Origin of the sequence: Bacillus sp. AFS098217, from assembly GCF_002551815.1 — a bacterium.
GTDB lineage: Bacteria > Bacillota > Bacilli > Bacillales > Bacillaceae_G > Bacillus_A.
Window position 1 is genome coordinate 17,284 of sequence record NZ_NVPR01000089.1, and the last position, 13,914, is coordinate 31,197.

10 protein-coding genes and 1 pseudogene are annotated in these 13,914 nt (G+C 32.5%); 9 read left to right on the plus strand and 2 right to left on the minus strand.

All coding sequences use genetic code 11. The features are described from left to right. Window positions 1–65 precede the first annotated feature (65 nt). Window positions 66–428, minus strand: a complete 363-nt coding sequence (locus COO03_RS21815; protein ID WP_097899149.1) for a hypothetical protein — start codon at window positions 426–428, stop codon at window positions 66–68. Between the two features lie 288 nt (window positions 429–716). On the opposite strand from COO03_RS21815, the pseudogene COO03_RS21820 reads away from it, so the two are divergent. Together COO03_RS21820 and COO03_RS21825 are read left to right on the plus strand one after the other, a co-directional pair. Continuing rightward, window positions 717–866, plus strand: a pseudogene (locus COO03_RS21820) (kanamycin nucleotidyltransferase C-terminal domain-containing protein); the annotation flags it as partial. 89 nt (window positions 867–955) lie between these two features. Next, window positions 956–1,708 carry a phosphotransferase family protein gene (locus tag COO03_RS21825; RefSeq protein ID WP_097899150.1) on the plus strand — a complete coding sequence of 251 codons (753 nt, stop codon included), beginning with the start codon at window positions 956–958 and terminating at the stop codon, window positions 1,706–1,708. Window positions 1,709–1,849: 141 nt separating this feature from the next. Here the strand turns inward: COO03_RS21825 and COO03_RS21830 are convergent, their stop codons facing one another. Next, window positions 1,850–3,250: an HD domain-containing protein gene (locus COO03_RS21830; RefSeq protein WP_097899151.1), complete on the minus strand. Its 1,401-nt coding sequence runs from the start codon at window positions 3,248–3,250 to the stop codon at window positions 1,850–1,852. A gap of 450 nt (window positions 3,251–3,700) precedes the next feature. On the opposite strand from COO03_RS21830, the gene COO03_RS21835 reads away from it, so the two are divergent. The 7 genes from COO03_RS21835 (at window position 3,701) to COO03_RS21870 (ending at window position 13,846) form a co-directional block, all read left to right on the plus strand. Beyond that, window positions 3,701–3,916, plus strand: a complete 216-nt coding sequence (locus tag COO03_RS21835; protein WP_097899152.1) for an alpha/beta-type small acid-soluble spore protein — start codon at window positions 3,701–3,703, stop codon at window positions 3,914–3,916. Between the two features lie 1,297 nt (window positions 3,917–5,213). After that, window positions 5,214–5,966 (plus strand): class I SAM-dependent methyltransferase, encoded by a 753-nt coding sequence (locus COO03_RS21840; RefSeq protein WP_097899153.1) that lies wholly within the window; start codon window positions 5,214–5,216, stop codon window positions 5,964–5,966. Between the two features lie 718 nt (window positions 5,967–6,684). Further along, a complete protein-coding gene (locus COO03_RS21850; RefSeq protein WP_097899155.1) occupies window positions 6,685–9,102 on the plus strand; it encodes a PAS domain S-box protein in 2,418 nt (805 codons plus the stop codon). 306 nt (window positions 9,103–9,408) lie between these two features. Beyond that, a complete protein-coding gene (locus COO03_RS21855; protein WP_373605263.1) occupies window positions 9,409–10,944 on the plus strand; it encodes a spore germination protein in 1,536 nt (511 codons plus the stop codon). A gap of 4 nt (window positions 10,945–10,948) precedes the next feature. Then, on the plus strand, window positions 10,949–12,049 hold the full coding sequence (locus tag COO03_RS21860; protein ID WP_097899156.1) for a GerAB/ArcD/ProY family transporter: 1,101 nt from the start codon (window positions 10,949–10,951) through the stop codon (window positions 12,047–12,049). Then, the gene (locus COO03_RS21865) at window positions 12,046–13,149 is read left to right on the plus strand and encodes a Ger(x)C family spore germination protein (RefSeq protein ID WP_097899157.1); all 1,104 of its coding nucleotides are present in this window, start codon (window positions 12,046–12,048) and stop codon (window positions 13,147–13,149) included. The genes COO03_RS21860 and COO03_RS21865 overlap by 4 nt, the downstream gene beginning before the upstream one ends. Window positions 13,150–13,189: 40 nt before the next feature. After that, on the plus strand, window positions 13,190–13,846 hold the full coding sequence (locus COO03_RS21870; RefSeq protein WP_230322527.1) for a phosphatase PAP2 family protein: 657 nt from the start codon (window positions 13,190–13,192) through the stop codon (window positions 13,844–13,846). Window positions 13,847–13,914 lie beyond the last annotated feature (68 nt).

Consider the following 13,914-nt stretch of genomic DNA (forward strand, 5'->3'; position numbering starts at 1 on the left):
GGTGTTTTCCATCTCTGTAATCCCAATTGTTAAAATCTGTAATTTTGTAGATGCCACTACATTACTTATAAATCCCGTAGACGTTTCCTAATATCTGCTGCCACTCTAGTAGGATTATCAATCTCAAAAAAGACATATTTATATTTTTCATGACCTTCTAATTCAATCATTACAAGAGGTACTCTATTTTCATAAGAAAGGAAATACCATTCATCGGCATATTTAAAACTACCTTCAAAAATGTTAAGTGCCGAAATTGAGGTCCCAGGCATACGGAGCATCCATTGTGGGGCATCGAAATAGTCAACATATATACTTTTAATAGTAGTATAAGGAATTTTTAATTTTAATTTTAATGCAAAGAATCCTGTTACTCCATTTAATTTTAGAGTTACACTTTCGTTATCAAACTGTACTTCTCTTCCCATGTGTTCCCTCCTAACTTTTGTTAAATTAAACCCCATTAACTAAATTATACCATTTAGTTAATAACAACAAATGTATTTCCTATGTTCTTTCATCATCTTATAGTAATCAATCTTTTCTTCAATTTTCACAAGGTTATCCTTCGAATCTTTCATTTCTTTAAGGGATTTATTTTGATGAATTCCTAACAATTCTCGTCTTGCTGTAAATTTAAAATAAAGTCACGATGTTTAAAAAAAGATACGATGCTTTTAATCAAACTGTATTTCAAAGCAACACTTGCGCTTATTATAGATAACACAATTTTTAAAAAAGCGATTTGTAAAACATTAGTTGAAGAAATGTACGAATACATTGGGAAATTGAGAAATATAGAAATTCAAGGCCCTGAAACATTCTTACCTACTTTGGCTATAAAAATAGCAACTGCAGGGGCAGTTTAATAGCAGAAGGATTTCACTATAATACATCAAATTTATTAGATAAAGAGCAGGGCATTATTGAAATTTATTTTAAGGGGAGAAAATAATTGAACTTAGGTAATCCAATAGCTATAGGGAATACAGCGAAGATATATCTTTGTGATAATAAAATTGTGAAAGTTTTTAAAGAACACTTTCCAAATACAGAATCTTTATACGAGGCAAAGAAACAAGAATACGCTTATTCATGTGGGCTTCACGTCCCAACGGTATTAGAAGTCACAGAAATAAAGGGTAGGCAAGCAATTATAATGGAATATGTAAAAGGAAAAACAGTAGGTGATCTCTTAATTAATAATATGGAACTAGCTGAGCATTACATAAGTGTTTGTGTCAATGTACAACAAAAGATGCATGCTGTTGTTGTTAATTCAGATTTACTTGAACCGATGTCAGAAAAACTACATCGCCAGATTGAATCCGTACATAATCTAGATGAAAAACAAAAGGATACATTATTAAGAAAATTGGATTCGATTGTATTTGAACCTCGGCTATGTCATGGAGATTTTCATCCATTTAATTTAATCATGAGTAATGACAACGTGAAAATTATTGATTGGGTTGATTCTAGCTCGGGAGATATTCGTGCAGATGTATATCGAACATATCTATTGTATTCACAGTCATCGGTAGAATTAGCTGAAATGTATTTACGTATTTACTGCAAAAATACTGGTTTATCAAAGGATGAAGTTTTACAATGGGCTCCTATTATTGCAGGGGCAAGATTATCAGAAAATGTATCTTCAGAAAACATAGAGCATCTAAAGAAATTAGTAGATCATTATTGCGATTGAGGGATATTTTGTTATTTCTATACAGTTTTGTTGTTTCTTTAAAAAAATGTCTTAGATTATTAAAAAATAGTTGTAGATTGAAAAGGTGTTTTCCGTTTGTGAAAACACCTTTTGGTAACATGAAATTTTGTTATCAGAAGTTTATCCTTGTAACTCTTTATTAATTTCTAGCTGAGCTTTAGATGTATTAGCAAAATTTAACCAATCGTTTCTCACTTTACTTTTATTATCAATAATCCAAAGTTCAACAATATCTAGATGTGAAATATTTGTTGTTATTGTGTTTTTTACACCATTAATTTTAGCACCTGACATGTATTTAGCAATCTCAGGATTTAGAGCAAAAGCAAAGTCAATTACAGTAGCGCCTTGTGGCAGGTGAATGGGCTCTAATTTAGGTGTAAATACAACAATGGTATCTTGAAACAATTCAAATGATACTAAATCATAAAATTCTAGAGCGTCTTGAGTTACTAAATCATTAGTTGCAATAGACTGATCCATCAATTTATAAATGATGCCTTGCATCTCCGTATCAGTTATACTTCTTGTAAGAATATAGAACACTCCTTTATCTCTTATCTCCTGATTTATTTTTGTTTGGATACATATCACTACCTCATGATCATTTATTTCCACTTTGGTCTTTAAGTAACTGTTTAATACATCGTTTTCAATTGCTATATTGTCTTCAAATTGATGAGGAATCGGTTTATACAGTTGATGTATGATTCCTAACATTTTATAACAATTCAAATTGCTTGAGGTTGTGATGACTATTTTTGATATTGCCGCTATGTCTTGAATGTCTTGAAGACGAGAATAAGCTGTATAAATAGGACTCACTTCGTAGTCTACTTTAAATATTAAAGGGGGCTCTTGGAAGCTATTTATGTCTTGAATAATGTTTCGAGATATATCTTCTAGTAACTGAACATAATTCTGTAAAAGTATTTTCATGTCCTTATATTTAGAATGATTGAGATAAAAAAAACTTAAATCTTCTAATTCGCGTTGAATATGTAACAATCCTAATCTTCTACATAGAGGAGAAAAAATTTTGAGTGTTTCATTTGCGTAAGGAACTTGTTTTTTTACGGTTTTCACCTGTAAAGTTCTCATATTATGGAGACGATCTACGACTTTTATAATAGCTACTCGTATATCTGCTTGTGTAGCTAACAATAACTTTTTTAAATTAATTGCTTCATACTCTTCTTTACTGGGAATCTGTTTTTTATCTACTTTGGTTAACCCTTCGACAATATCGGCTACCTTTTCGTCAAATGTGCCACGTATATTCTCAATTGTATAATCTGTATCTTCCACCACATCATGCAGTAGTGCTGCCACTAAAGTTATGATATCAGCTTTACAATCTAGCAAGATCTCTGTAACTGCAAATGGGTGAGTAATATAAGGTTCACCTGAAACTCGAAATTGCCCTTCATGTGCTTTCTCAGCGACGTATATAGCCGTATTCAATTGTTTTAGTTCTGATTTATGTAGATAGGAAGCTTTTTTTATCAATTCTCTTTTCATATTTTCACCTTCATCATGTTAATTTTCTTATCTTCATCCTAATAACTTGTTATTATAATTCGCTTTTTAAAAGTTAAATACCTGTTTAAATGATAAGGGATTAACATAACGGATTATTATCTAAAGTTAAAAATGACGAAATATTCCTTAGCAATTACAAATAAAAGCGGAGAAACGTCCAGTGGAATCGTGTATTTGGAGATAGTCGTAGAAGAAATGCTCTTTCTTCTACGACTTCAGATGTAAATATTTTAAAAAGAGAATTGTAAGCCTCTGTAATTTTCTGCTTGCAATGAAGAAAGCGCCATTTCCGACACATGTGGATCAACTGCATCGAATTCAGTCACCTACGCGAGTTGGTCAAATTACGTGAAATCGTTAATATTGTTTATAAGTATATTTTCCTGTGATTAGAGCAATATATTACCAACAACATTGGAGGTGCAACAGATGTATATTCGTGAAAACAGCAATACAAATGAAATTCTTATTACGGGTGCGGCAAGCGCGATTGAACAAATGAAATATGAAATAGCAAGGGAATTTGGGGTTACACTTGGCCCAGATTCAACTGCACGCGCCAATGGTTCTATTGGCGGGGAAATTACAAAACGTTTGGTGCGCATGGGAGAAGAACAACTATCTGGACAATATAGAATTCACTAAAATACAATAATTACTTAAATTAAAAATGGAAAGGGGATGTAAATTGTTGTTTACATCCCTTTTCTATTGTATTACTTTATAACGGTTTCCTTCATCTAAAAGGCTCTGTTCTTTACATAATTTTGTTAATCAAATTAAATATTACTTTATACTTAAAAATATTGTTGAAACAATGTCTTGTTCTGTTATTATTTTCTAATTGAATTTATGATAAAATTTTGTAGAAACCTTAAAAAAAGGAGTATCCTATGGAAAATTTCCCTAAAAGTTTATTAGTTTTATTTCTAATTTTGGTATGTAGTTGTGTTATTTTCGGTATATAACATAGTTATAGAATAACAGAATTGTAATCACTTTATATACAAAGGACATAATTATACCTACATGATGTACAGTAACTAGTAAGTTCAAATTTTGGTAGATTTAGTCCCGATATAGGATTATCCTAAAACGTACACTAAGCTACGATGATTCTGCTGCAAAGTTTTTTTTAAGTGAGACAAATTATGTAACAAGAAAACCCGAAGTTTGCAATCAAGCTTCGGGTTTTCGGCGTATAACAAACTACAGGAATTATTAACGGTTCCATAAAACTTAACCACAATATCTCTCACCACTTTATGTGTTAGGAAACTTTGCAACAGAACCAGAAGAATCTTGAATGTTGCACAGAAAATAGTTAGAGAATGAATCATAAATAATAACAAGAATCCCCGCAAAGAAGCGGGGATTCAAGGGTAATGAAGGCTATTTATTATTTGTCGAATTAAGTTAAATTCGACAAATTAATATTATCACTACATTTCAGAAAAGCGGCATGATAAATGTGACTAAATTGTAAATAAACGATGAATAAGAGTTGGATGTACAAGAAGAACCGAATGTAAAATTATTTTTTCTCATACAAAAAATGTTAATGGTAGGCAGCTAACTTATTACAAGAAGAGTGAAGCCGTTAGTTCAAGCGGCTTATGGATACCGTTTTTTTTGTTATGAGGACACAAATTTATCTGATAATCTGTATTTTATAATGTACAAAAATGCTATAAAATATAATAAATATATTCTTTCAAATGAGGTGAAATGGATGTCTGTCCGTATTGTTCGAAGTAATTAGTTCTTGGGTTGGATAAAACGCGTACCAGCCATCAAGGAAGGAGTCTATCCTTTTTCAGAAATAGGAACATTGAATCTGTTTCGGTAGTCACCATTATTATCAAATCAAGGCACTGGATCGTTTCATTAACAAGGCTGATAACCTTAGTTTTTATACTCTTTTGGAAGGTGGATATACAAAGTGAATGAATTAGATTACAAAACATTTTATGATAAAGTTGGAAGATCAAACGGCTGGGATTTTAGTAAACTCAAATACATAACTGAAGGTGCTACGTGGGGGTTTTATGACGAAGTAATCAGGAGATGTAAACCTTCTGATGTTCTGCTGGATGTTGGTACAGGTGGGGGAGAGAATGTACTGAAAATCGCATCGTCAGCTTTATTCATGATTGGGATTGATAATTCAAGTGGAATGATAGAAACAGCACAGTCTAACTTGAAAAAAGCACGTGTGCCAAATGTTAGATTTTTTAAAATGGAATCAGGAGATTTGACGTTTCCACATTCCTTCTTTGACATTGTGTCTAGTTGTCATGCTCCTTTTACGGCGGCGGAAGTAGCAAGGGTAATAAAAAAGGACGGTACCTTCTTAACACAGCAAGTCAGTGAACATGATAAATTGAATTTAAAAGAAGCGTTTGGAAGAGGGCAGTGCTTAGGGGAAAAAGACGGTACATTAAAAGAAAAATATGTCCGAGAGTTAAGGCATGCAGGTTTTACTGATGTGCAAGTCTTGGAGTATGATGCTATTGATTATTACCAAACACCTGAAGACCTTATTTTCTTATTAAAACATACACCTATCATCCCAAGATTTGGTGAAAGGGAAGAGGACTTTGACATTTTGAAACAATTCATAAGAATAAACAAAACTGAAAAAGGAATCCGTACAAATTCAAAACGTTTTATGATCATAGCTAATAAATCGTAATTCTTGTTAAATTACAAAAGCCGATTTCCATCTTTTATGGAGAGCGGCTTTTTGAGTGTAAGGCATGTTTTTTGTTAGCTTGTTAATTATGTGTGGTAGATAAAATCTAGGTTTATCTGTAATTATAAAAATAGGTATTTTTTTGTGTAGAATGTCTTGATAAAGCTTCGACCTTTGATTCAATAAATCAAAGAAGTCTGAATGGTTATCGAAGAATAAACTAAATGTTTATACAAGAAAACAACTTGGATAAGGACAAGTTGTTTTCTTGTTATAGGGTACAACAAAGAAAGAGTAAGAGTGGAGAACAGATACACATGTCAATTCAGTAAAATTAGATAGACAACAAAACTAAAAATTCTGAAAAATCAAAACGGTAAGTGATTTTGTTTACTCCTTCTTTGTAGTTATAAGTCTAACATTAAAAATACAATAATGCAACAAAAAAAGACAAAATTCTAATAAATACGACATTTATTTTACTGATGTACATAAAGACACTTTTATCAGTAGCAAACACGTAACTTTCAAAACCTAAAAATGATCCAAAAGAAATAAGAAGTTCATAGGCATTATTTTTTGTTCCTGATATTGTGTTTTATGAATGTTGGATTTATTCTTATTAGGAAGTACTATACCAAAAAGAAATAGGATTTGTATTATTTGTAGGATTTTCTTCTTTTTTGTCGAATGTGTTTGAAATAAGGGGGGACATTGCATGTTTATTAAAGACTTTTTTATTAATCTTTCTATTTTTGCTTTCCTAGCTAGTTCTGCTATATTCATCCAAGTATTTGTAATTAAGTCCAGGCCATTCTTCACAAAGTTATACGGAGGAATCGGTGCTGTTATTTTAATGTTCTTTTCTTTTAAATACATGGGATTCTACTATGACCTTCGGGTTGTTCCTCTTATTTTATCGTTTGTTTATTTGGGGCGTACTGCTGGTTGGATTACATTAATCAGTATTATTATAATGCGTGTCTTTTATATGGATGGATATTGCGAACCAGCCGTGGTTGCTTTTTTAGGAATGGGCATTATATTTACTATTATTAAAACATATTCCAAAAATTCACATCATTTTATAAGCACTTTTCTTTATTTGGCTATTTACATGGCTATAATTCGGTTGGTAGGCGAATTCTTCATCCCTCATGCAGTATCTAACATTCTTTACGCTCAAGGCTTATTATTTATGGCTTTGGGACTGTTAATCGGGATTTTTCTTATTGAAGCTTATCAAAAATTATATTCTTTAACAGAAGATTTATCTAGAATGAATCAAAAATTAGAAGAATCGAAGCAAGAACTCAAAGATACTGTACATGAACTTCAAGGCGGGATCTTTAAATTTATAAAAGTGGATACACATTTTATACATACTTTGTGTGAGGGGCAATTTTATTATCAAAATGGATTTTATTCTGAACAAGTGGTAGGAAAAAGTTTACGTACCATAGATTCTTCCATTATCCCGCCCCATTTAGTTCCTCAACTGCTGAAGTATTATCTACAAGCATGGGAAGGGAAAGAAATTACATTTGAAATTCCTTGGCCAAATGATGAAACCATTGTTCTCGTTGCGCTTAGGCCAATTAAACGAAATGGAAAAGTTATTGAGGTTGTTGGCTCTATAATTGATATAACCGAAAGGAAAAAGGTGGAATGTGAATTAAGGGCAACGAAAGAACGATTGGAATCATTTATAAATCATAACGTAGATGCTATTATTATATCTGATCGAGAAAGGAATATTTTACAAGTTAATAAAGCTTATGAGGAGATGTTTGGTCGGTCAGCACAAGAAATCATAGGAAAAAAATCAGATAGTGTACCTGACTTTTTAATGGAAGAATCTTCGCGGAATATCCAGAAAGTTCTGTCTGGTGAATCCACAATTACTAGATTAGAAACCGTTAGACAACGAAAAGATAAAAGCCTTGTTGATGTAAGTTTGACAATTTCACCTATTCTAGATTTAAGGGGAAACGTGATAGCTTTATCAGCAATATATAGAGACATTTCCGAAAGAAAACAAGCAGAAAGAGAACGCTATCAATTACATCAACAATTACAAGAAAGTGAATTGAAATACCGTGCATTGTTTGAGCAGGCAACTGATGCGGTATACGTAGTGGAATTGGATAAAGAGCGACTTCCAACTCGATTCATTGAAGTAAATCGAACTGGGTGTGAAAGGTTCAATCTCAGTAGAAACGAATTTCTCACTACGCCATTTTTTGATCTTGTTTCTCGAAATTCTCCGTTTTTCAGAAGATTAGCGGAGAAAATTAAAGAAGGGAAACGTTCTTTCACCTTACAAGAAGAATATGTTTTTAACACAGGAAAAAAAATAACTACGGAGTTTAGTATTCGTATTTTTAAATTGAATGGAAAAGAAGTTTTTTTAAGTATCTCTCGAGATATTACGGACCGACTAAAAACAGAAGAATTATTACGGAAATCTGAAAAACTTGCTGTCGTTGGGCAATTAGCTACGGCAATAGCTCATGAAATTAAAAATCCTTTAACTGCAATGAAAGGATTTATGCAATTACTAAAAACAACGGAAAATGAAAATAGTCTTCGTTATATAAATGTCGTATCATCAGAAATTGAGCGAATAGAAAGTATTACGAATGAATTTATGGTAGTAGCCAAACCACAAGCAGTAAAGATACAACCTAATGATATAAGTATTTTAATTGATCAAGTTGTAATGCTACTTGAGCCTCAAGCAATAATGAATAATATACAAATCAGAACAGATTTTACATCTGATATTCCATTGATACCTTGTGAAGGAAATCAATTAAAGCAAGTATTTGTTAATATCTTAAAAAATGCAATTGAATCCATGCAAAAGGGAGGAGAAATCTTGATTCAAATCAATAAACTTGATAATCATCAAATAAGTCTTCGTTTTATTGATCAAGGATGTGGGATTCCTAAAGAGCGTATACCATATCTTGGAGAACCTTTTTATAGTATTAAAGAAGAGGGAATTGGCTTAGGGTTAATGATCTGTTATAAAATTATTGAAGCACATAAAGGAAAGATATGTATTGAAAGTGAAGTGAATAAAGGAACAACAATTGATATCACTCTTCCTATTTGTAGACCCGAAAATTAATATATTCAGTCTTTTCGGAAAAAAGAATAAGGGGCAATAATAAAAAGCTTTGCAAGATTTTTTGCAAAGCTTTTTATTTACAGATTTTCCGAACGGGAAAGCCTACTCCTTTAGGTGTAAAGTGAGATTGGATAAGAAATAGTCCTTTGACCGTAAAGGCCCGATTGATGAGGGCAAACAATCAGTAGGGGATGAAGAAAATCCCCACTGATTAAAGTTTCACTTTATGCTGGATGATGGAATAAATCTTTCTAAAATATACACAATAAAAATATTGGAATACTCTTCTCGAAGGGAGTAAAAAGCGTGTTTACTTTTTTAAAGTTCTTAAAAAACGGACGTTATTTTATGAATCGTCCAGAGAATAGAAATACAAGTCTTCAAAAAGAAAATATAGAAAATTATAACCTCAGTTCTGATTTATCAGAAAATATAAATCAACTTCAGCAGATTTTCCAACAAGCCCCGGATTTAGTCATTCGGAGATTTCAATTTAAAAATGGATCAGAAGCTGCTTTAGTATATCTATCGGGCTTAGTAGATAAACAATCCATTCATAATGATATCTTAAATCCCTTAATACATAACTCGTTCGATTCTAGTAAAGACCTACCTGTCACAATAGGGGAAATTCAAATAATTAATACATCGTGGAAGCAAGTTGAAAATGCCATTTTTGAGGGAGATAGTATTTTACTTATTGATAACCAAGAAGGATATCGACTAAATACTAAAGGGTGGCCACAAAGAGATATTACAGATACTGGGAATGAACTTTCTTTGAAAGGTGCTCACCAGGGATTTGTAGAAACATCCAGTCAGAATATAGCCTTAATACGGAGATATATTCCTAACCGAGAATTAGTATTAAAAGAGATTTTAATTGGCAGTAGGGCAAAAACGAAAGCATCTATTTTATATTTAAGAGATGTGGCTTCCGAAGAAGTACTGGAGGAACTTGAAAATAGAATTCGAAATATTCAAGTAGACACGATTGTTAATACGGGTGAACTAATCGAATTTATGGAAGATAATCCTTATTCGCCGTTTCCACAGTTCATGTTAACTGAAAGGCCAGATGCAACTGTATCCCAAATTCTTCAGGGCAGATTTGTTATTATCGTGGATCGATGCCCAAATGTATTAATTGCTCCTACAAATTTCATTTCATTTTTTCAAGGTGTGGATGATTATAATACACGCTGGTTAGTTGCTTCCGCTATTCGATTATTGCGTTTTGTAGGTTTTTTAATTGCTTTATTTTTACCAGCAGTATATGTAGCGTTTATTTCATTTAATTTTGAAGTGATTCCTGTGCAGCTTTTTTTATCTATTGCAGAATCAAGAGAACGAGTTCCGTTTCTTCCAGTCATAGAAGCTTTACTTATGGAGATGACCTTAGAAATGATGAGAGAAGCTGCTCTTCGTTTACCTACTCCTATTAGCCAGACTGTAGGAATTGTAGGTGGTATTGTCATCGGACAAGCTGCTGTTCAAGCGGGAATTGTGAGTAATATCATGATTATTATTGTTGCGGTTACAGCTATAGCCTCTGCTATTGTTCCTAACTATGACATGGGTTTAGCGATTCGGTTATTGCGATTTCCCATGATGTTATTAGCAGCTTTGTTTGGAGTCGTAGGGATTGTTATCGGTTGGATGACTATAATTGCACATCTCATAAGTCTAGAATCATTAGGAACTCCTTATGGAAGTCCGCTTGCACCTTTTCGATTATCAGGTATGAAGGATACGTTTTTTCGATTTCCATTGTGGTTAATGAGGAACGATTCTAAAAATGTTACGACAAATCACAACAAAAATAATCCTGATAAAGGGTGAAAATATGAAAAAATATGCATATAATGATATCACTGTCATGCAATATATTTTTACAATTAATGCAGCACAAGTAGGGTCTGGTGTTTTATCCCTTCCTAGGGTACTTGCGGAAAAGGCCGGAACAGATGGCTGGATAGCGCTATTCATTGGTTGGTTTTGCTCTATAACAGCAAGTGTTTTTCTAATTAAAACGGCTAAGAAGTATCCGAATGATACCTTATATGAAATTCTTATACGATTATTTGGGAAAATGATTGGTAAAACGGTAATTGCTTTTTATATGATCTATTTTGGTTTTTACGCATGGACAGTTCTCATCGGTGGAATGCTTTACATCAAAGGATGGCTTCTTCCTAAAACCTCGGATTATATCATTTTATTTTTGTTTGCTATTCCAACCTTTTTCGTTGCCCGTAATGGCGTCCGGATTATAGGGCGTTACTGTGAGTTAGTCTTTTATATGACGATGTGGATTCCAATATTTTTCTTCATACCATTAAAAGATGGTAATTTGTTACATTTTCTTCCGTTATTGAAAGAAGGGTGGAGACCTGTGTTTGCAGCTGTTCCATCTACTATTTTTTCCTTTATAGGATTTGAAATTGCATTTTTTCTGTACCCTTTTTTACAAAAGAAACAATATGCAACGAGAGGCATTATTATAGCTAACACCTTAACAGTCTGTTTTTATTTGTTTGCAACTGTTGTTTGCTTTATATTTTTTAGTCCCGATGCAATTATAGAATTTAATCAACCAGTACTGAACTTACTTAAAGTCATTGAATTTCGTTTTTTAGAACGATTTGATATGATCTTATTGGCTATTTATCTACTTGTTGTTTCTACAGCATGGATTCCTAGTTTATATTGTGCTGTATTTTGTTCTAGTCAATTAATTGGAAAACAAGATCATACTCTTCATGTAGCTATTTTCTTATTAGCAGTGGTTGTAGTAACGTTCTGGACTCACCCTTCTTGGAATGAATCAGAAATGTTTCAAAAATTCATATCGAAAGCAGGGCTTGGATTAGCCTATTTATTCCCTATTTTTTTATGGGTATATAATTTGATATACAAAAAATACTTTCGGAGGGAAACACATTGAAACCGAAAATATTGTGCAGTATTTTAATACCAATTCTTTTGCTCACTGGGTGTTTGGACCAAATGAACGTTGAAGATGTCACACTCACACTGATACTCGGTTTAGATTTGGACGAAAATGATAATTTGAAAGTATACTTATCAAGCCCTGTTTTCAACAAAGAAGCCAAGATCAAGGAGGAACAATACGGTGTAAAAGCCGTTACGGTACGAAACTCTCGAGAAAAATTTGATACAATGGTTATGGCTTTGACATCGGGAAGTAAGACACAAATTATTTTGATTGGAAAGCGACTTTTAAAACAAAAGAAGTGGGCAGATTATTTAGATCCTTTCTATCGGGATCCAAAAAACACCGTAACCACAAAAATCGTTGCTGTGGATGGTCCTGTTTCAGACATAATTTATTATTCTCCTAAAAATAAACCGCGTCTTCCTGTATATTTGGCAAAATTACTTGAGACAGCACATAGAAGAAATATTACAGTAAAAACGACTCTTCAAGATTTTCATAATCAAACGAAAGAAAAAGGAATGACAACGAGTATTTCTGCCATTAAAAAGAATAGCGATATAAAGTTAACAGGTTCCGCATTATTTGATGAACAGAATAGATACAAACTAACTATAACCCCCGAAGAAAATAAATTGTTACGTATCCTGCAGAATAAAATAGAAGGGGAATTTCCATTTACCATTGCAGTACCGTTACAATCTAACAGTAAAGATAAGCATTGGCTAAGTTTTATTTCTGAAGGTACCAAAGTAAAAACAAGTGTACAATACAAGGATCGTTTTATTTTTAATATAAACGTACATATGAGAATTTTAATTTCAGAACGATTGTTTCCTTTTAATGTTAGGAATGATGGGATGACATTGGAACAAAAAATTCAAAAACAGTTAAAAACTGATTTTCAACGTTTAATAAAGAAAATACAAATTGCCGAAATTGATCCTATAGGGTTAGGATTATATGCACGGGCTTATACATATGAGGATTGGAAAAAAGTTCAACATCAATGGGAAAAATCATTAGCAAAGGCCGATGTAAATGTTAAAGTACGTGTTAAAATTAGTGGGATGGGTACAATCAAGTAACTAGAAAGTAAAATAATAATTTTTTAGGAGTAAAATCAACATGAATTTAAAACTACAATTTACACGTGCATTCTTTTTAAGTTTAGCTTCAATTATGGGTTTTGCTTTAATAGCAATCTTAATTGGCGAACAAAAGATCACAAAATTTGACAACACTGTTATATCGTTTATTCAAGGGTTTGAATCGCCGACAATGACAAAAATTATGAAGTTTTTTACTACGATTGGATCTACATCTGTCGTTATTGTTATTTCCGTCCTTGCGCTCTTTTTTTTGTACAAAGTATTACATCATCGTACAGAGCTTATATTATTTGTAACAGTTATTATGGGTACAGCAGTTTTTAACCAAGTATTAAAATTTATGTTTAAACGTGCTCGTCCAACACTACACCGGTTTATCGAGGAAAGTGGATATAGTTTTCCGAGTGGACATTCTATGGAAGCGTTCGCTTTATATGGCGTGCTTACATTTTTACTATGGCGTCATATCACTACGCGAATTGGACGTATTTTTTTAATTCTTATCAGCGTAATAATGACGGTAGCAATTGGAGTAAGCCGTATTTATCTTGGTGTACATTATCCAAGTGATGTATTAGGAGGCTATTTAGCAAGCTGTTTTTGGTTAACTGTAACCATTTGGATCTTTCAACATTATGTAGAAAATCGTAAACAACAAGCTAAAATGTTATAGTCTTAAGATAGTTTTAGAATCTTTGCTATATAAATACAAATTGAGAAGTCGACATAAAACCTTTCTTT